Source organism: Nocardioides sp. BGA-UO-ETr-FS32, assembly GCF_059567905.1.
Genome location: NZ_JCAQOX010000017.1, coordinates 520,432 through 537,601 on the forward strand (window position 1 = coordinate 520,432; position 17,170 = coordinate 537,601).

21 protein-coding genes are annotated in these 17,170 nt (G+C 72.3%); 11 read left to right on the forward strand and 10 right to left on the reverse strand.

All coding sequences use genetic code 11. From position 1 onward, the window contains the following. Window positions 1-83 precede the first annotated feature (83 nt). Genes AC57BS_RS22665 through serS form a run of 5 tightly spaced genes read right to left on the reverse strand, consistent with a single transcriptional unit; the run spans window position 84 to window position 3,959 of the window. Window positions 84-656 carry a hypothetical protein gene (locus tag AC57BS_RS22665; protein WP_496413707.1) on the reverse strand — a complete coding sequence of 191 codons (573 nt, stop codon included), beginning with the start codon at window positions 654-656 and terminating at the stop codon, window positions 84-86. A 10-nt stretch (window positions 657-666) separates the two neighbouring features. Then, window positions 667-1,479 carry a Cof-type HAD-IIB family hydrolase gene (locus AC57BS_RS22670; RefSeq protein WP_496413708.1) on the reverse strand — a complete coding sequence of 271 codons (813 nt, stop codon included), beginning with the start codon at window positions 1,477-1,479 and terminating at the stop codon, window positions 667-669. Beyond that, window positions 1,476-1,796 (reverse strand): DUF1905 domain-containing protein, encoded by a 321-nt coding sequence (locus AC57BS_RS22675; protein WP_496413709.1) that lies wholly within the window; start codon window positions 1,794-1,796, stop codon window positions 1,476-1,478. The genes AC57BS_RS22670 and AC57BS_RS22675 overlap by 4 nt, the downstream gene beginning before the upstream one ends. A 2-nt stretch (window positions 1,797-1,798) precedes the next feature. Continuing rightward, window positions 1,799-2,665 (reverse strand): HAD family hydrolase, encoded by an 867-nt coding sequence (locus AC57BS_RS22680; RefSeq protein WP_496413710.1) that lies wholly within the window; start codon window positions 2,663-2,665, stop codon window positions 1,799-1,801. A 25-nt stretch (window positions 2,666-2,690) separates the two neighbouring features. Continuing rightward, window positions 2,691-3,959, reverse strand: a complete 1,269-nt coding sequence (gene serS, locus AC57BS_RS22685; protein WP_496413711.1) for a serine--tRNA ligase — start codon at window positions 3,957-3,959, stop codon at window positions 2,691-2,693. A gap of 59 nt (window positions 3,960-4,018) precedes the next feature. On the opposite strand from serS, the gene AC57BS_RS22690 reads away from it, so the two are divergent. Beyond that, the gene (locus AC57BS_RS22690) at window positions 4,019-5,593 is read left to right on the forward strand and encodes a bifunctional phosphatase PAP2/diacylglycerol kinase family protein (protein ID WP_496413712.1); all 1,575 of its coding nucleotides are present in this window, start codon (window positions 4,019-4,021) and stop codon (window positions 5,591-5,593) included. Between the two features lie 47 nt (window positions 5,594-5,640). Here the strand turns inward: AC57BS_RS22690 and AC57BS_RS22695 are convergent, their stop codons facing one another. Next, entirely contained in the window at window positions 5,641-6,042 is a 402-nt protein-coding gene (locus AC57BS_RS22695; protein WP_496413713.1) for a DUF4446 family protein, read from the reverse strand. Between the two features lie 69 nt (window positions 6,043-6,111). On the opposite strand from AC57BS_RS22695, the gene AC57BS_RS22700 reads away from it, so the two are divergent. The 7 genes from AC57BS_RS22700 to AC57BS_RS22730 all read left to right on the forward strand — a co-directional run bounded on the left by AC57BS_RS22700 (window position 6,112) and on the right by AC57BS_RS22730 (window position 12,541). Beyond that, complete coding sequence (locus AC57BS_RS22700; RefSeq protein WP_496413714.1) at window positions 6,112-6,951, forward strand: prephenate dehydratase; 840 nt, start codon at window positions 6,112-6,114, stop codon at window positions 6,949-6,951. Between the two features lie 16 nt (window positions 6,952-6,967). Beyond that, window positions 6,968-7,573 carry a TMEM165/GDT1 family protein gene (locus AC57BS_RS22705; RefSeq protein WP_496413715.1) on the forward strand — a complete coding sequence of 202 codons (606 nt, stop codon included), beginning with the start codon at window positions 6,968-6,970 and terminating at the stop codon, window positions 7,571-7,573. Continuing rightward, window positions 7,555-8,691, forward strand: coding sequence for a GNAT family N-acetyltransferase (locus AC57BS_RS22710; RefSeq protein WP_496413716.1), 1,137 nt, complete (start codon window positions 7,555-7,557; stop codon window positions 8,689-8,691). The genes AC57BS_RS22705 and AC57BS_RS22710 overlap by 19 nt, the downstream gene beginning before the upstream one ends. A 123-nt stretch (window positions 8,692-8,814) precedes the next feature. Next, window positions 8,815-9,741 (forward strand): hypothetical protein, encoded by a 927-nt coding sequence (locus AC57BS_RS22715; RefSeq protein WP_496413717.1) that lies wholly within the window; start codon window positions 8,815-8,817, stop codon window positions 9,739-9,741. A gap of 92 nt (window positions 9,742-9,833) precedes the next feature. Further along, window positions 9,834-11,060 (forward strand): arginine deiminase, encoded by a 1,227-nt coding sequence (locus AC57BS_RS22720; RefSeq protein ID WP_496413718.1) that lies wholly within the window; start codon window positions 9,834-9,836, stop codon window positions 11,058-11,060. Window positions 11,061-11,148: 88 nt separating this feature from the next. Continuing rightward, window positions 11,149-11,520 (forward strand): cyclic nucleotide-binding domain-containing protein, encoded by a 372-nt coding sequence (locus tag AC57BS_RS22725; protein ID WP_496413719.1) that lies wholly within the window; start codon window positions 11,149-11,151, stop codon window positions 11,518-11,520. 10 nt (window positions 11,521-11,530) lie between these two features. Continuing rightward, window positions 11,531-12,541 carry an adenylate/guanylate cyclase domain-containing protein gene (locus AC57BS_RS22730; protein ID WP_496414220.1) on the forward strand — a complete coding sequence of 337 codons (1,011 nt, stop codon included), beginning with the start codon at window positions 11,531-11,533 and terminating at the stop codon, window positions 12,539-12,541. A 138-nt stretch (window positions 12,542-12,679) separates the two neighbouring features. On the opposite strand, the gene AC57BS_RS22735 is transcribed toward AC57BS_RS22730, so the two are convergent. Then, entirely contained in the window at window positions 12,680-13,609 is a 930-nt protein-coding gene (locus AC57BS_RS22735; protein ID WP_496413720.1) for a DUF5926 family protein, read from the reverse strand. Between the two features lie 30 nt (window positions 13,610-13,639). Continuing rightward, complete coding sequence (locus tag AC57BS_RS22740; RefSeq protein ID WP_496413721.1) at window positions 13,640-14,467, reverse strand: glycerophosphodiester phosphodiesterase family protein; 828 nt, start codon at window positions 14,465-14,467, stop codon at window positions 13,640-13,642. 252 nt (window positions 14,468-14,719) lie between these two features. Between AC57BS_RS22740 and AC57BS_RS22745 the strand changes: the two genes are divergently transcribed. Together AC57BS_RS22745 and AC57BS_RS22750 are read left to right on the forward strand one after the other, a co-directional pair. Further along, window positions 14,720-15,067, forward strand: a complete 348-nt coding sequence (locus tag AC57BS_RS22745) for a hypothetical protein (protein WP_496413722.1) — start codon at window positions 14,720-14,722, stop codon at window positions 15,065-15,067. A 64-nt stretch (window positions 15,068-15,131) separates the two neighbouring features. Next, window positions 15,132-15,548, forward strand: a complete 417-nt coding sequence (locus AC57BS_RS22750; RefSeq protein ID WP_496413723.1) for a DUF2177 family protein — start codon at window positions 15,132-15,134, stop codon at window positions 15,546-15,548. A gap of 29 nt (window positions 15,549-15,577) precedes the next feature. Here the strand turns inward: AC57BS_RS22750 and AC57BS_RS22755 are convergent, their stop codons facing one another. After that, on the reverse strand, window positions 15,578-15,919 hold the full coding sequence (locus AC57BS_RS22755) for a UBP-type zinc finger domain-containing protein (RefSeq protein WP_496413724.1): 342 nt from the start codon (window positions 15,917-15,919) through the stop codon (window positions 15,578-15,580). A 113-nt stretch (window positions 15,920-16,032) separates the two neighbouring features. Between AC57BS_RS22755 and AC57BS_RS22760 the strand changes: the two genes are divergently transcribed. Continuing rightward, window positions 16,033-16,656, forward strand: a complete 624-nt coding sequence (locus AC57BS_RS22760) for a LysE family translocator (RefSeq protein WP_496413725.1) — start codon at window positions 16,033-16,035, stop codon at window positions 16,654-16,656. A gap of 14 nt (window positions 16,657-16,670) precedes the next feature. Here AC57BS_RS22760 and AC57BS_RS22765 read toward each other — a convergent pair whose 3' ends face one another. Then, window positions 16,671-16,946 carry a hypothetical protein gene (locus tag AC57BS_RS22765; protein WP_496413726.1) on the reverse strand — a complete coding sequence of 92 codons (276 nt, stop codon included), beginning with the start codon at window positions 16,944-16,946 and terminating at the stop codon, window positions 16,671-16,673. Window positions 16,947-17,170 lie beyond the last annotated feature (224 nt).

Consider the following 17,170-nt stretch of genomic DNA (forward strand, 5'->3'; position numbering starts at 1 on the left):
GCGTAGTCCGCTGCAGAAGGCCGGTCCTGGGCGGTCCGGCACCGGCTTTTTGCAGCGGACTACCGCCGGTGGCGGGTCAGGGGTCAGCGGCGCCCGAGACGGCGTACGACGACCAGGCCGAGCAGGCCGATGATCGCGGCAGCGGCGCCCGGCGCGGCCGTACGGGCGAAGCCGGCGGGCGGGGAGTCCTCGACCAGCGTGCGCACGGCCGTCGGCGGCGGGGGCGGCTCGACGGAGGTGCCCTCGCCGAGGAGGTTCTCGATCTTGGCGACCTTGGTCGGGTTGGCCACGCTCGTGCCGCTGCAGCTGTCGGCCTCGAAGGGGGCCTCCGTGCCGGTGGCGAGGAAGACGTAGGACGTGCCGACGCCCAGCTCGCCGAGGCCGCAGGCGTTGCGGCCGCCGGCGGAGAAGACCTGGGTGGAGCGCTCCGGCGAGCCCTCGTAGGCCCGCGAGGCGGTGACGTCGTAGGTGTGGTCGTTGCCGGCGACCTCGACGTTGTCGACGGTGGCGATGAAGACCGCCTCGGCGCGCTCGACCTGCTGCTCGAGCCGGCCCGGCTTGCACGTGCATTCCGCCGACGCGGGCGCCTGGACCGTGACGACCAGGCCCAGGCACACGAACAGCAGTGCGGCGGCGAGGCGTACGGCGCGGATCATGGCGGGCAGCCTATCGAGAGGGACTGGACGAGAGACCGAAGAGGTCGGCCAGCACCGCGGCCACGCCGTCCTCGTCGTGGTGCGGCGCGAGGTGGTCGGCGAGCTCCTGCACCGACGGGTGCGCGTTGGCCATCGCGTAGGACGTGCCCGCCCACTCCAGCATCGGCAGGTCGTTGGGCATGTCACCGAAGGCGATGACGTCCTCGGGCCCCAGCCCCATCTCGGCGGCGACGGTGGCCAGGGTGGTCGCCTTGGTGACGCCCGCGGCGCTGATCTCGACGAGGGCGTGCGTGGAGGACCAAGTCGTGGTGACCAGGTCCCCGACGGCGTCCTGGACCCGGCGCCAGAAGTCCTCGGGCTCGTGCTCGCGATGGACGGCCAGCACCTTCACCACGTCGTCGGTCCAGATCGATTCCCACGACCCTTGGTGGGAGTCGCGGTCGTCGGGGTGCCGCGGGAACGACAGCTCGCTCGCCCACCCCGCCGTGTGCTCCACCGCGAAGAGCGTGCCCGGCACCGCAGCACGCACCAGCTCGGCCATCTCCAGGCCGACCTCGCGGGGCACCGCGCTGAAGTCACGCACCTCGCGCGCCCCGACGTCGTACACGATCCCCCCGTTGCTGCAGATCGCGAGGCCGTGCCCGCCGACCGCCTCCCACAGCTCCTCCATCCACCGGATCGGTCGGCCGGTGGTGAAGACGACCGGCACCCCGGCGGCGTCGAGCTCGTCGAGCACCGCGCGGGTGCGCGCCGAGACCCGGCCCCCGGAGTCGAGCAGCGTGCCGTCGAGGTCGGTCGCCACGAGGCGCGGGGTGTCGGTCATGCGCCGTCCCGGACGGTGAGCGTGACGGTCAGCTCGTCGCCCTCCGTGACCCCGGCGGCTGTGCGGACGGCCTTCTTCACCGGGAGCACGAAGCTCCCGGACGCCGCGTCGGGGAAGACGCTGGTGTCCCACTCCGTCTCGCCGACCCGTGCCCGTACGCGCACCGAGCCGAAGCCGCGCGGCTCGCCGGCGCGCTCGCGCACGTCGTCGGCGAGGTCGGCGGGCAGGGTGACGAAGCACCACGAGCCGGAGTCGGCCGACTCCTTGCGCGCGGTCCACCGCCAGAGCTCGGCGGTGAAGGTGAGCCCGGCGTCCACGGTCAGGAGCCCTGCGGGAACCAGCGCGACATCTCGACCGCCGCGCCCTCGTCGTTGACCGACGCGGTCACGTCGTCGGCAGCGGCCTTCACCTCGTCGACGGACTGGCCCATCGCCACGCCGCGACCGGCCCAGCGGAGCATCTCGATGTCGTTGCGACCGTCACCGATGGCGAGGACGTCGGCGGCGGAGAGGCCGAGCCGGTCGCAGACGTGCTGCAGGCCCGAGGCCTTGGACACGCCCACCGGCGAGAGGTCGAGCCACGCGGTCCACCCGACGACGTAGTCGGTGCCGTGCAGGCCGAGGTTGGCGGCGAGCTCGATGAAGTCGTCGGCGGTGGCCTCGGGGTCGCGGACGATGACGCGGCTGACCGGCTCGCCGACGATGTCGTCGACGTGGGTGATGAGCTGCTCGCCGGACAGCTCGCCCTCGGGGAACACCCGGTTCACCCGATAGCCGCCGACCTCGCGCTCCTCGACGGCGACGAGCGCGCGGGGGTGGTGCTCCAGCACGGCCGCCACGGCCGGCGCCGCGTCGAAGGTCTCCTCGTGGACGACCTCCATCGGCGGGTAGCGGAAGACGACCGCGCCGTTGGACGCCACCACCCACAGCTGGTCGGCCTCCTCACGCGGGATGTCGAGCAGGTCGGCGATCCGCGTCATGCCGTGCGGCGAGCGCCCGCTCGACAGCACGATGTGGGCGCCGGCGTCGAGGGCACGGTGCACCGCGTCGTAGACCGGCTCGGTGATGGTCTCGTAGTCCTCGGTCTGCCCGTCGACCCACTTGAGCAGGGTGCCGTCGATGTCGAGGGCGACGACCTTGGGCCGCCAGGCAGCCGCATCGCTGGGGTTCACACGGTCCTCAGGCACCTGAGCGGCTCGCTCCGCTCGCGTCTCAGCTGACAAGGGGCTTCATCACTTCCAGGCCGCCGAGGTAGGGACGCAGCGCCTGCGGCACCGTGACGGAGCCGTCCTCGTTCTGGTGCGTCTCCAGGATCGCGACGATCGCGCGGGTCACGGCGGTGAGCGTGCCGTTGAGGGTGGCGACCGGCGTCGTACGCCCCTCGACCCGGGTGCGGATGTCGAGGCGTCGCGCCTGGAACTCGGTGCAGTTGGAGGTCGAGGTGAGCTCGCCCCAGCCCTGGCGGGTCGGGATCCAGGCCTCGCAGTCGAACTTGCGCGACGCGCTGAGCCCGAGGTCGCCGGCGGCGGTGTCGATCACGCGGTAGCAGAGCTCGAGCTTGTCGAGGAACTCCTTCTCCCACTCGAGCAGCCGCTGGTGCTCGGCGTACGACTCCTCGACGGTCGTGTAGACGAACATCTCGACCTTGTCGAACCAGTGCACCCGCCAGATGCCGCGGGTGTCCTTGCCGTGCGAGCCGGCCTCTTTGCGGAAGCACGGGCTGAACGCGGCGTAGCGCAGCGGCAGCGAGGCAGCGTCGAGGATCTCGTCGGAATGGAAGGCCGCCATCGGCACCTCCGAGGTGCCGACGAGGTAGAGCTCCTCACCCTCGATCCGGTAGACGTCGTCGGCGGCCTGGCCGAGGAAGCCCGTGCCCTCCATCGCGCGCGGGCGCACCAGCGACGGCGCGGCTGCCTGGACGAAGCCCGCCGCGCGGGCCTGGTCCATGGCCATGTTGACCAGTGCGAGCTGGAGCTGGGCGCCGATGCCGGTGAGGAAGTAGAAGCGCGAGCCGCTGACCTTGGCGCCGCGCTCGAGGTCGAAGGCGCCGAGCAGCTGGCCGAGCTCGACGTGGTCGCGCGGCTCGAAGTCGAACTCGCGGGGCGTGCCGACCTGCTCGAGGACGGTGTAGTCCTCCTCGCCGCCGGCCGGGGCGGCGTCGTCGGCGACGTTGGGGATCGCCTTGATCGCCTCGTCCCACGCGGCCTCGGCGCTCGTACGGGCCGCCTCGGCCTCCTTGACGCCCGCGGCGAGCTCCTTGACCTGCGCGAGCAGGGTCTGCTTCTCCTCGCCCTGCGCCTTCGCGACGAGCGCGCCACTGGCCTTCTGCTCGGCCCGGCGGGCCTCGAAGTCGGCGATCGCCTGGCGTCGCGCGGAGTCGGCCGCCAGCGCCCGGTCCACCACGTCGTCGGACAGCCCGCGCTTGGCCTGGGCGGCGCGTACGCGGTCGGGGTCGTCACGGAGCAGGCGAGGGTCGATCACAGCGCAAGGCTATCCGTCCGGGCGTGGGGCGCCGGTTCTGGTGTGGGCATACTTCGCGGGTGACTCCCGCCTCCCGCACCCGCAGCCTGACCTGGGCCGGCGTGGCCGCGCTGCTCTTCGGCGTCCTCGCCTACCTGGTGACCCGCGACCGGTCGCCGCTCGACAACGTCGACGTCGAGGGTCGTCGGCTCGAGGACTGGGCCGACGACCAGGCCGTGCTGATCGACGTGCTGCGGGTGGTCGAGGTCGCCTTCGGCACCATCGGGATGACGGTCCTGACCGTGCTGCTCGCCGGCGCCCTCCTGCTGCGCCGCCAGCGCTGGGCCGCGGTGCTGGCGGTCGTGGTGATGTCCGTGACGGCGCTGGCGACCACCGGTCTCAAGCTCTGGCTCGGCCGCGACCGGCCGGACTGGCAGGACGCCCTGGGGAGCCACGTCAACAACAGCTACCCGTCCGGGCACGCGTCCTCGGTCGCAGCCTTCTCGGTGATCCTCGTGATGCTGCTCGTGCTCTTCGTACGCAGGGCGAGCCTGCGCCGCCTCGGCTTCGCGGTGGTCGTGGCCTGGTGGCTGCTGGTGGGGGCGGACCGCGTGCTGCTCGGGCGCCACTTCCCGAGCGACGTCATCGGCGGGACGCTGCTCGCGCTGGCGGTCTTCTTCCTGGCGCTGGCCTTCATCGACCCGCGACCGCGCTCGACCGCGGCCAGGGCGGAGCCGTTGCCCGAGGTCTACGCCTCGCAGAGGCGGCTGGCGGTGATCCTCAACCCGATCAAGGTCGAGGACGTCGGCCAGTTCCGCGCGATCGTCGGCGCGATGGCCAAGGAGTCCGGCTGGTCCGAGCCGACCTGGCAGTACACGACCGTCGAGGACCCGGGCACCGGCATGGCCGAGCGGGCCGCCGTCTCGGGCGCCGACCTGGTGATGGTGTGCGGCGGCGACGGCACCGTGCGCGAGGTCTGCGCCGAGCTCGCCGGCACCGGCATCCCGGTCGGGATCATCCCCGCCGGCACGGGCAACCTGCTCGCCCGCAACCTCGACATCCCGCTCTACCTGCGCTCGGCGATCGACGTCGCGCTCAACGGCCAGGACCGCGCGATCGACCTGGTCAAGGTCGGCGGCGACGGCATCGAGGACACCCACTTCATGGTCATGGCCGGCATGGGCTTCGACGCCGCGATCATGGAGGGCGTCAACGAGGACATCAAGAAGAAGATCGGCTGGGTGGCCTACGTCGTCTCCGGCCTGAAGTCGCTGATGTTCCCCGCGATCAAGGTCGAGATCCAGATCGACGACCAGGAGCCCACCGTCCACCGGGCCCGTACGGTCGTGGTCGGCAACGTCGGCTTCCTTCAGGCCGGCATGCCGCTGCTGCCCGACGCGACGATCGACGACGGCATCCTGGACGTCGTGATCATCCACCCGCGCCAGTTCCTGTCCTGGATCACCGTCGCGATGCGCGTGCTGGCCAAGAGCACGATCGTCGACGAGACGCTCGACCGCCGCACCGGCTCCCGCGTCCGGGTCAAGGCTTCCTCCGACACCCCCCGCCAGCTCGACGGAGACTCCATCGGCGAGGGTCGCGAGCTGCACATGGAGTGCATCCACGGGCGGCTGCTGGTGCGCGTGCCACGCTGAGGTTCGGAGGTGGCCTCAGGTATCTGAGTGCTCGCTCCGCTCGCGGCTCAGCTGCCAAGGGGGCGGGCGTGCTCGATCGCCTCCTCCTCCTCGGGCGAGAGCTGCTGCTCGCACGACCACGAGGAGATCGACTTGGCATAGGTCCGGGCCTCGCTGCGGCCGTGGATCGAGGTGAGCACGACCCCGTGCCCGGCGTCGTCGAGCACGGCCAGGCTCCAGCTCAGGTGTCCGCCGACGTCGCCGAACGCGTCGTAGCGCACGACCGAGAGGTGGCGCAGCGCGTCGGCGCTCTCGGCCTTGAGGGCCGCGACCTCCTGCCGGAGGCCGTGGACGTCCTCGGGCAGCGCGTCGACCCCGTCCGCGGCGGGGCGCGACGGCGTACGGCGGAGGGCGAGGCCCGCGACCACGCAGGACACGGCGGCGAGGGCGACGGCAACCACAGCGAGCATGGGGCGACCCTATGTTCGGGGGACGGTCACAGCCGGTCGGACACGGCCGGAGGTGACACACTCGCGGACGTGACTGCTCGACGGATCGCCTACCAGGGAGAGCCCGGCGCCAACTCCCACCTGGTCTGCCAGCAGGCCTACCCCGAGTGGGAGCCGCTGCCGTGCGCGTCGTTCGAGGACGCCTTCGCCGCCGTCGAGGGCGGTGAGGCCGACCTCGCGATGATCCCGATCGACAACTCCATCGCCGGCCGGGTCGCCGACATCCACCACTTCCTGCCGACCTCCGACCTGCACATCGTGGGCGAGCGCTTCCTGCGCATCCAGTTCTCCCTGATGGCGCTGCCCGAGGCCAGCATCGACTCGCTCCGCACCGTCCACAGCCACGTGCACGCCCTCGGACAGTGCCGTGGCGTGATCCGCGAGCTCGGCCTCACCCCCGTGGTCGCCGGTGACACCGCCGGCGCCGCGCGCGAGGTGGCCGAGTCGGGCGACCCGACCCAGGCCGCGATCGCGCCGCCGCTGGCCGCGGACATCTACGGCCTCAAGGTGCTGCGCGAGGAGATCGAGGACGAGGACCACAACACCACCCGGTTCGTGGTGCTCTCGCGCGACTTCGAGCAGGCGCCCACCGGCAACGGGCCGGTCGTGACGACCTTCATCTTCAACGTGCGCAACCTGCCCGCCGCGCTCTACAAGGCGCTCGGCGGCTTCGCCACCAACGGCGTCAACATGACCAAGCTCGAGTCCTACATGGTCGGCGGCCACTTCACCGCCACCCAGTTCCTCGCCGAGGTCGACGGCCACCCCGACGACCCGCCGGTGCGCAACGCGCTGGAGGAGCTGGCCTTCTTCACCACCGAGGTCAAGGTCCTGGGCGTCTACCCCGCCGACGCCTTCCGTGCGGAGTGACTGACAAACTCGCCCGGTGATCGATCTCCTCGTGGTCGCCCTCGCCTTCGGCGCCATCTTCGTCGTCGAGCTCCCCGACAAGACCTTCATCGCCACCCTGGTGATGTCGACGAAGATGCGCCCGCTCTTCGTGTGGATCGGCGTCGCGCTCGCCTTCTTCGTCCAGACCGGCGTCGCGGTCGGGCTCGGCACGGCCGCGTCGTTCCTGCCCGACCAGCTCGTCCACGTGGTCGCGGCGCTGATGTTCGTGATCGGCGCGATCATCCTGTTCCGCGCCGCCCGCACCGCCGACACGGACGAGGGCGCGCAGGAGGACGAGTACGCCGCGAAGGCCGAATCGGGCGCGCACGGCTTCAAGGTCGTGGCGACGTCGTTCCTCGTGCTCTTCGCCGCCGAGTGGGGTGACCTGTCCCAGCTGCTGACGATCTCGCTCGTCGCCAAGTACGACGACCCGGTGTCGGTCTTCCTCGGCGCGTGGGGCGCCCTGCTCGCGGTCTCCGGCCTGGCCGTGATCGTGGGCCGCCTGCTCCTCCAGCGCGTACGCCTCTCGGTCCTGCACTATGTCGGTGCGTCGGTCTGCGTCTTCATGGCAGCCTTGACCGTGTGGGAGATGACACGCTGAAGCAGTCGGTCCACGACCGCTTCGCCGCCGTCAACGGCGACCACCCGATGACCGCGGAGGACGACGCCTACGTCCGCGCCCACTTCGTCCCGGCGAGCGTCGAGGCGATGGAGCTGATGCTGGCCGACCGCCTGCCGCTGCCGTCGTACGTCCTCGGTGACGGCACGCCGATGGTGCCGGCCGACCACGGCCGGGCGGCCGAGATCGCCGGCGGTATCGACCGGCTGCACGACTGGTTCGTGGCGTTCTGGGAGGGCGACCCCGAGACCGGCGAGCAGGAGTGGGTGGCGTACCTGTCCGGGCAGTACGTCTGCCTGCGCGAGGTCCTCCCGATGCGCATCAAGCACAAGGCCGAGCGGATCGCCGAGGCCGCGGCGGCCGTCGACCTGCTGCGCCGCGACCCGCACGACCCGGTGGCGCGCGGCATGCTCGGCGAGGCCGTCGACGGCGTGCTCGGCGTGCCCGGCCTGGACTCGATGCTGCGGCCGATGACGGCGTACGACCGGCTCCGCTTCGGCGGGCCGACCTCGCGCGAGCAGTGGGTCGACGCGCCGCGCGCGGAGTTCCTCAGCCCGGCCCCGCCGGCCTGGCCGCTGCGCACCGAGCGGCTCGTGCTGCGTCCCTACGAGCCCCCGGACGCCGACGCCTTCGCCGTCGGGTGGGCCTCGGAGGAGTGGACCAGCCTGCTGCTGAGCCGGCCGATGAACCGCGCCGAGGTCGGCGAGATGGTCCGTCGCCGGACGGAGCTCGGTGACGGCCTGTTCATCAGCCTCGCCGTCGCCACCCACGACGGCACCGTGGTCGGCGACTCGATGCTCCACCTCCAGGGCACGGGGCTCAGTGAGGGCGAGATCGGCTGGACGGTCCTGCCCGGGTTCGGCGGCCACGGCTACGCGACCGAGGCCGCCCGAGCCATCCTGCGCCTGGGTTTCGAGCACTACGGCCTGCGGAGGATCGTCGCCAACCTCGACGCGCGCAACGACCGCTCCGCCGCCCTCTGCGAGCGGCTCGGGATGCGGCGCGAGGTCGACCGGGTCGCGGACTTCTGGTCCAAGGGCACCTGGACCAGCTCGTACGAGTACGCCCTGCTGCGCGAGGAGTGGGCCGCGGGCGCCTGAGCCCGCCGCACGTGCTGCGGATCCAGCCCTCAGGTCGGCCGTTCGAGGGCCACACCCGCAGCACGTGCGCGGGGCTGTGGATGACGCCGACGGCCTCGGGCGAGATCCGGGCACCATCCGGGGATGGACTTCGACCCGAGGACGCCGTTCCTGCGCCGTACGGCTCTCGACGCGGGGGTCACCCCCAAGGCGCTGCGCGGGCCGGGCTTCCGGGTGGTGCTGCCGGGCACCTACGTCGCCTCGACGACGATCGTCACCCCGCGCGTACGCGCCCGCGCCGCCCTGCTGCCGTACGCCGGCGCGGCCTGGGCCAGCCACGCCTCGGCCGCACGGGTCTACGAACTCCCGGTCCCGACGATCGCCGACGAGCACGTCAGCGTCCGACAGGCGGGCCTCCGGCGCCGTCATCGCGGCGTGCGGGTGCACGTCGGCCGGCACGCCGCCACGCGGGTCGTCTCCGGTGTGCGGGTCACCGAGCCGCTCATGCTGTTCGTCGAGATGGCCGAGCTGCTCACGCTGGTCGACATCGTAATCCTCGGGGACGCCATGGTCCGGCGGAGGTTTTTCACCCCCGATGAGCTGGTCCGGTTCTGCGCCGACGTCCGGCACAAGGCCGCGTCACGGGCGAGACGGGCTGCTGCCTACGTCCGGCGCGACGTCGACTCTCCGATGGAGACGAGGCTCCGCATGCTCATCGTGCTGGCCGGGCTGCCGGAGCCGCAGGTCAACCTGAAGGTGCGTGACGAGTCGGGCGAGGTGATCCGCAAGTACGACCTGAGCTATCCGGCGGTCAAGGTGGCCGTCGAGTTCAACGGCAAGCTCCACGTGCTCGTCCCGGGGGCATGGGAGGCCGACCTCGAACGACGTGACGCGATCGATGACTCGGAGTGGCGGCTGCTGCCCGTCATCAGCTCCGGCATCTACGCCACCCCCGGGCAGACCGTTCGACGCGTCCACCGTGTCCTGCTCGCTCGCGGACTGCCGGGCGTACCGCTCCACCTGGGCGACGCGTGGCGAGCCCACTTCCCCGGCCACGCCGACGCGGCGTGAGCACGTGCGGCGGGTGTGGCCCCCCGACGACCAGATCGGGGGCGACATCCGCCGCACGTGCGGACCGGACGACGAGCGATAGAGTCCGCCGCATGGTCACCACCCCTCACGGAGCCGACAGCGAGGTCGGCCGCCTGGCCACCGTCATGCTCCACCGCCCCGGCAACGAGCTGAAGCGGTTGACGCCCCGCAACAACGACCGCCTCCTCTTCGACGGCATCCCGTGGGTGAGCCGGGCGCAGGAGGAGCACGACGCCTTCGCCGAGACGCTGCGCAACCGCGGTGTGGAGGTCCTCTACCTGACCGAGCTGCTGACCGAGACCCTCGAGAGCGAGCTGGCCCGCAACCACGCCATCACCAGCGCCCTGTCCGGGCTGCACCTCGGCGACACCATGCGCCGCTACCTCGCGCAGGCGCTGCGCGACTGCTCGCCGGCCGAGCTCACCGGCGTGCTGACCGCCGGCATCCGCAACGACGAGGTCAAGGGCGGCCACGGCCTGGTGACCAGCCTGCTCGACCCGCACGACTTCCTCATCGACCCGCTGCCCAACCTGCTCTTCACCCGCGACTCCAGCGTGTGGGTCCGCGACCGGGTCGCGGTCACCAGCCTCGCGATGCCGGCCCGCAAGCGCGAGACGCAGCTGACCGAGCTGATCTACACCGAGCACCCGCGCTTCGCCGGCACCCGCAAGATCCACGGCTGGCACAACGAGCACGTCGAGGGCGGTGACGTGCTGCTGCTCGCGCCCGGCGTGATCGCCGTCGGCGTCGGCGAGCGTACGACTCCCGCGGGCGTCGAGCGGCTGGCCCGGCAGGTCTTCCACGCCGACCTCGCCCACACCGTGCTCGCCGTGCCGATCGCGCAGGAGCGCGCCACGATGCACCTCGACACGGTCTGCACGATGGTCGACGTCGACAAGGTCGTGATGTACCCCAACGTCGCCGACACGCTCCGCGCGTTCACCGTGACCCTCGACGACCCCGGGTCGGGCGAGTCCGACCTGTCGCTGAGCGTCAGCGAGTCCGAGCCGTTCCTGGTGGCGGCGGCCAAGGCCATGCAGATCGACACGCTGCACCAGATCGACACCGGCCTCGACCCGGTCACCGCCGAGCGTGAGCAGTGGGACGACGGCAACAACACCCTGGCCCTCGCGCCGCGGGTGGCGGTGGCCTACGAGCGCAACGACGAGACCAACGACCGGCTCGAGGACGCCGGCATCGAGGTCGTCCGGATCGCGGGCTCCGAGCTCGGCTCGGGCCGCGGCGGCCCGCGCTGCATGAGCTGCCCCATCTCCCGGGAGCCGCTGCGCGCCGACTGAGCGGACGCTCGTCCACAGCCCAGTGCACACCTGTTGACCGAATCTGTTTCCGGGCATCACGTTCGCCCCGGTGGATCGTTGACGTGGCATGACTGAGTCCATCCTCGAGGCCCTGCCGCCCGCCGACGCCGAGCGCGTCCTGGCCGCAGGTCGCGCGCTGACGCTCCCGCAGGGCTGGTCGCCCATCGCGGAGAGCACCCCCGCCGACAAGGCGTACCTCATCACTTCCGGCCGGGTGTCGGTCCGCAAGGGCGGCGTCGAGATCGCCACCCTCGGCCCCGGCGCCGTCGTGGGCGAGACCGCGATCGTCAACCGTACGCTCCGCTCGGCCACCGTGGTGGCGCTGACGCCGCTGAGCGTCGTGCACTTCACCAGCGAGAGGCTCGAGGAGCTCGCCGACGAGATCCCGACCTTCGGTGCCGCGCTGCGGGCTGCCGCGGCGGGGCGCGAACGGAGCTGAGTCCTTGGACGTGCCGGCCGACGTCGCGGAGGCGATGGAGGCCTACCTGCTCGGGGAGGCGCCGAGCCTGACGCGGGTGCAGGTGGCCGAGAAGGCAGGCGTGCCGCTCGACCTCGCCGTCACCCTGTGGCACCAGCTCGGCTTCCCGCACCACGCCGACGACGACGTCGCCTTCGCCGAGAGCGACGTGGAGGCGCTGCGCCTGTCGGCCGAGCTGGTCCGGATCGGCATCCTGCCCCCGGACTCGCAGGCGGCACTCGTCCGCACGTGGGGCCGGAGCTTCGCCCGCCTCGCCGAGTGGCAGACCACGCTCCTCGCCGGGCTGGCCGTGGAGGCCGGCGATCCCGCGGACGGGCTCACCGACCTCGCGACCGACGTCCTGCCGCGCGTCGAGGCGCTCCAGGCGTACGTCTGGCGCCGCCACCTCGCCAGCGCGACCCAGCACCTGCTCGAGGACGCCGGCACGCTCACGAGCCGCGAGGCGCAGATGTCGGTGTGCTTCGTCGACATCGTCGGCTACACCACGCAGAGCCGCAGCCTCGACGGCGCCGAGCTGGTCGCGTGGGTCGACGGCTTCGAGCAGGACACCACGACCCTCGTCGTCGACCGCGGCGGCCAGGTCATCAAGACCATCGGCGACGAGGTGCTGTTCACCGTGGCCGACCCGGTCGCCGCCGTCGAGGTGGCGCTGGCGCTGACCGCCCGCGGGGCCGACGAGGACGACCCGTTCCCGGCGGTGCGGGCCGGCATCGCGCACGGTGCGGTCGTACGCCGTCTCGGTGACGTCTTCGGGTCGACGGTCAACGCCGCCTCCCGGCTGACCTCGGCCGCCCGTCCCGGCAGCGTGCTCGTCGACGCGGGCGTGCACGAGGCCCTGACCGCCCACGACGAGGACGGCGAGGAGGACTCGCCGTGGCGCTGGCGACGCCTGCGCCGGGTCTCGGCCAAGGGCTTCAAGAACCTCGAGGCCTGGCGGGTGCGCGGCCGCCACGGGGACGACCGAGGGCGCGGAGAAATGTGAAAGCCCGGTCGTTGTTGACGGGGGAAACAACAACGACCGGGCGAGGACGAATCTACTCCGCTCGTGAGCGCCCGCACAACCGTTGGCCCGGTTGTGTTCGCCACGTGGCCGGTTGGTGGCCGGCTGGTGGAGCGCGTCTTACCGGATCGTGACCTGACGGTTGGCAAGTCCTGCCCGTGCCGACCGCTCGGCGGCGCTCAGGTCGCCGCCCTTCAACGCCTCCTCGAGGTCGGCGGCGAACCGGGCAGCCGGCTCCTCGAGCACCTCGGCGCCGGTGCCGACCGGGAGGTCCCAGACCGGTGCCAGCAGGCCGTGGGCGCGGAACATGCCGACGAAGCGCGAGCCCTCGGCGACCGAGTCCTGACCGGCCGCGTGCAGGCGCGCGAGCGCGTTGAGAAGCTGGTCCTCGGGGTGCGGCATCACCCAGCGCAGGTGCTCCTTGGTGCCGACGTGGGTCCAGTACGCCGCCTCGACCGAGGTGAGCCGGCTGGTCGGCATCACGCCGCCGTTGGCCTGCTCGAGCGCGGCCTCCATGCTCGCGTCGCGCTCGGGGATGTCGTCGATCCAGTACTCGAAGCCGTCGTGGACGGTGATGTCGAGCGACTCGTCGGTGATCAGGTCCTGGATGCTCGGGCCCTCGCCCGGCGCCGACATGAGGCCGACGATGCCGGGCTCCTCGGTGGCCAGCGCGGCCTCGAGGACGGCGCCGAGGTCGCGGGCGGGGTTGCCGTAGGAGTGCTGGACCTGGAGGCCGAGCCAGACGTCGCCGGACTCGCGCACCATCGCCGGAGCGGCGCCGGGCAGCAGGGTCGCGAGGCGTACGGTGCGCTTGCCGTCCTCGAGGGTCAGCGGGGCGGTCGCCGCGGGGACCAGCTCGCGGAGCGCGATCACGTCGCACTCGCTCGGCATCCCCTCGAACGGGCGGGAGACGAAGGTCGGCGCGGCGCCGCCGGCAGCGCCGTGGCACGCCTTGTAGCGCTTGCCCGAGCCGCACGGGCAGGGCTGGCGGGGTCCGACCTCGCCGGCGGCGGGGGCGGACGAGGTGCGGGTGCGGGACTTCTTGGCCATGCCCGAACCCTAGTCGGGCACGAGGACCGCTCAACCGGCGGAGGACAGCAGCTCGAGCATGTAGGCCGGCCGGTCGCTGATGACGGCGGTGACGCCGAGGTCCAGGCAGATCTGGAGGTCCTCGGCGGTGTTGACGGTCCACACGTGGATCTCGCGGCCGGCCTTCACCAGGTGCCGGCCGAGCCCGGGGTGGGCGCGCAGCTCGTCGATGCCGGGGCCGATGATCCAGTCGTCGCCGACGACCGGGCGCAGCACCGGCCAGTGGTGCGCCTTGTCGACGAGCAGCACCACGTCGAGGTCGGGCGCCAGGCGGCGGACCCGGCTGACGGCGTTGACGGAGAAGCTCATCACCCGGACCGGGGAGCCCGCGCGGTCCCAGCCGAAGTCGCCGAGCGTCTCCACCAGCCGTCGCTCGACCAGCCCGCCGTAGCGGGTGGGGTGCTTGGTCTCGACGGCCAGCTCGACGTGCCGGTCGTAGTCGGCGGCCGTCTCCAGCAGCTTGCGCAGCGTGAGCACCTTGCCGTGCTCGGGGTCGCGGTCGGGCGCCTCGTCGTCGAGCTCGGACCACGGGTTCTTCCACGAGGCGAAGTCGAGCTCGTCGAGCTCGGCGAGGTTCATCGTCGACACGAGGCCCGGCGTGGCGGCCGTACGCCGGAGGTCGCGGTCGTGGACGCACACGAGGTGGCCGTCGGCGGTCAGCCGGACGTCGCACTCGAGCGCGTCGGCGCCCTCGTCAAGGGCCTTCACATAGGCCGCGAGCGTGTGCTCGGCCGTCTCGTGGCTGCTCCCGCGGTGGGCGACCACCTGCGGCCGGGTGGGGCGCTGGGGACGGCGGCGGATGCGCGGCGTACGACGCATGCGCTGAGCATGGCACGTCCCCCGGCCCGTCGGCGGGAGGTCCTCGCGGGTGCCCGCATCTCGTGCGCGGTCTGGACCGGACCCGCGACGGAAGTCCTGATTCGGCCCCGTCCGGCCCGCGGCATGGCTACCTCCCCGGAGAGCAGCACCCGATCGTGTGCGTGTGGGGATACGCCGGGGTGTTGCGCGGGAGATGAGGACAACCTTGAGCACCACCATGCCGTCGCGCCGCAACGTCGTGCGCACCGTCGCGTGGACCGTCCCGGTCGTCGCGGCCAGCACCGCCGTCCCGGCGTACGCCGCGTCCTGTCGGGCAACGACTACCGCGACCAGGTGGAGCTGACCGGCGTGCGTACGGCCGTCGCCACGAGCCGGGGCGGCGGCAACCTCTACGTCGTGGGCGCTGGAACCCAGGCCTCGCCGTGGCAGATGTACGACGACGACATCCCCGCCGGTGACAGCGCCGACGACCGCGGCAACCTCGCCGTCACCTACCCCCGGCCGGTCAGCGGCTTCCGGCTCGACTACTGGAACGCCTCGGGCAGGGGCCAGCAGGCCGTCTTCCTCAGCGACTTCACCTTCGACGCGCTCGGCTGCTGACCCCACGTCGGCCCGAGCCCGCGTGTCCCCACGACACGCCCGGCGCCGGTGTCATGCTGACGCCATGTCGTGGGTCGCGCAGTACGTCGTCGCCGCCGTCGTGTTCTGCGTCCTCGACCTCATCTGGCTCGGCACGATCGCCGAGGACCTCTACGCCCGCCACCTCGGCGACCTGCTCGCGCCGTCGCCCGACGTCGGAGCGGCGTTCGCCTTCTACGCGCTCTTCGTCGCGGGCCTGGTCTACTTCGTGATCCACCCGGCCGTGGCGGCGCGGTCGTGGCGGCGGGCCGCGGGGGCAGGCGCGTTCTTCGGCCTCGTCACCTACGCGACGTGGGACCTCACCAACCTCGCGGTGATCCGCGACTTCCCCGCCGCACTGGTCCCGGTCGACCTGGCGTGGGGGACGTTCCTGGCCGCCGCCGTCTCGAGCACGACGTACGCCGGGGTGCAGCGGCTGCCCGCCTGGGCGCGCAGCGCCTGAGCCGAGCCCTCGGCGGGGCCCAGCTCAGCTCAGTGGACGTGGTCGCGCCAGTCCTCCGGCACCCGGCCGGCGGGGCCGGGGACGGGCTGGTCCTCCGGGCGGCTCTGCGGGTCGGCGAGCCGCGGGCCGACCACCCCGACGGAGTGGCTGAAGTCCCAGAACCAGTCCTCGCCGGGCTCGAAGCTCTGCATCACCGGGTGGCCGGTCGAGGTGAAGTGCGCGGTCGCGTGCTGGGACGGGCTGGAGTCGCAGCACCCGACGTGGCCGCACTGCGCGCACCGGCGCAGGTGCACCCACCAGCCGCCGGCCTCCTCGCACTCCACGCAGCCCGGGCCGGACGGGGCGACCGCTGGGTCGATGCCTGCTGTCATGCCACCAGCGTGCCCCCTGGAGGTCGGATGTGCCAGAGCCGGATCAGCCGGGGCCGATCCCCGCGATCGAAACCCCCGCGACACCGACGGCGGCGTGGTCCCACACTGGGGCCATGCCGTCGTCGAGCCAGTGGGTGACATTCCTGGTCGCCTCGATCCTCTTCATCCAGGTCCCCGGACCCAGCCTGCTCTTCACCATCGGCCGTGCCCTGACCGTGGGTCGCCGAGAGGCGCTGCTGTCCGTGGCGGGCAACGGCCTCGGCCTGCTCGTCCAGGCCGCCCTCGTGGCCGTCGGCCTCGGCGCGGTCGTCGCGGCGAGCGCGACGGCGTACACGGCGGTCAAGGTGCTCGGCGCGGCGTACGTCATCTGGCTCGGCGTGCAGGCCATCCGCCACCGGAGCGACGCGCGGCTGGCGATGGCGGCGTCGGCGCCCGTACGCCGCGGGCACCCGGTCCGGATCGGCTTCACGGTCGGCGCGACCAACCCCAAGACGATCGTGTTCTTCGTGGCGTTCCTGCCGCAGTTCACCGACCCGAGCGGACCGGTCGCGCTCCAGACGATGCTGCTCGGCCTGGTCTTCGCGGCGATGGCCGTCGCCTCCGACACGGTCTGGGCCCTCGCCGCCGGCACGGCCCGTCAGTGGTTCGCCCGTCGGCCCGAGCGCCTCGACACCCTCAGCGCCTCCGGCGGCACGATGATGATCGGCCTCGGGGCGACGATGCTGACCGTCGACTGAGTCCGACCTCGCGGTCAGCCCGCGATCGTCGGGGCGAGCGAGGTCCGCAGGGCGCGGAGGGTGCGCTCGAGCAGGTCCACGGTCGGTTGCGCGAACCCGGTGCGGGGGATCCCGTCGGGCCACCACGTCGGGTTGTCGAGGGGCAGGCCGACGGTGCCGCACAGGAGGGCGAACATCGGCACCTCCGTGTCCGCGACGTCTCCGGACATCGTGCGGTCGAGGTCGGTGCACACCGGACAGATGAGCAGGATGCAGCGGTGCGTCAGGACGTCGTCCGTCGGATCGAGCAACTGTCGAAGCATCGTGCCACCCCCCACAGGGCTGTTGATTCCGCCGTGTCGTTCCCACGCTGGTGCGGATTCCAGTGATATGGAGCGTAGGCCCGTGGGGCGCCGGCATTGTCGTTGTTACCGGCGTGTGGTCGCGACGTGGACCACGTGGGCATCGCGCGGTCCCCCGCCCGGCCGCGGTCCAGACCAGCCGGGCGCTCTCGGACGGCGCACGCCGATGGTGC

What these genes read in the sequence shown, in the direction of transcription:
- AC57BS_RS22695 (WP_496413713.1), bottom strand. Translation starts at nt 6,042, where the DNA reads ATGCTCGCTGTGGTTGCCGTCGCCCTCGCCGCCGTGTCCTGCGTGGTC.
- AC57BS_RS22665 (WP_496413707.1), bottom strand. Translation starts at nt 656, where the DNA reads ATGATCCGCGCCGTACGCCTCGCCGCCGCACTGCTGTTCGTGTGCCTG.
- AC57BS_RS22670 (WP_496413708.1), bottom strand. Translation starts at nt 1,479, where the DNA reads ATGACCGACACCCCGCGCCTCGTGGCGACCGACCTCGACGGCACGCTG.
- AC57BS_RS22740 (WP_496413721.1), bottom strand. Translation starts at nt 14,467, where the DNA reads ATGCGTCGTACGCCGCGCATCCGCCGCCGTCCCCAGCGCCCCACCCGG.
- AC57BS_RS22735 (WP_496413720.1), bottom strand. Translation starts at nt 13,609, where the DNA reads ATGGCCAAGAAGTCCCGCACCCGCACCTCGTCCGCCCCCGCCGCCGGC.
- AC57BS_RS22760 (WP_496413725.1), top strand. Translation starts at nt 16,033, where the DNA reads ATGCCGTCGTCGAGCCAGTGGGTGACATTCCTGGTCGCCTCGATCCTC.
- AC57BS_RS22750 (WP_496413723.1), top strand. Translation starts at nt 15,132, where the DNA reads ATGTCGTGGGTCGCGCAGTACGTCGTCGCCGCCGTCGTGTTCTGCGTC.
- AC57BS_RS22720 (WP_496413718.1), top strand. Translation starts at nt 9,834, where the DNA reads ATGGTCACCACCCCTCACGGAGCCGACAGCGAGGTCGGCCGCCTGGCC.
- AC57BS_RS22755 (WP_496413724.1), bottom strand. Translation starts at nt 15,919, where the DNA reads ATGACAGCAGGCATCGACCCAGCGGTCGCCCCGTCCGGCCCGGGCTGC.
- AC57BS_RS22715 (WP_496413717.1), top strand. Translation starts at nt 8,815, where the DNA reads ATGGACTTCGACCCGAGGACGCCGTTCCTGCGCCGTACGGCTCTCGAC.
- AC57BS_RS22725 (WP_496413719.1), top strand. Translation starts at nt 11,149, where the DNA reads ATGACTGAGTCCATCCTCGAGGCCCTGCCGCCCGCCGACGCCGAGCGC.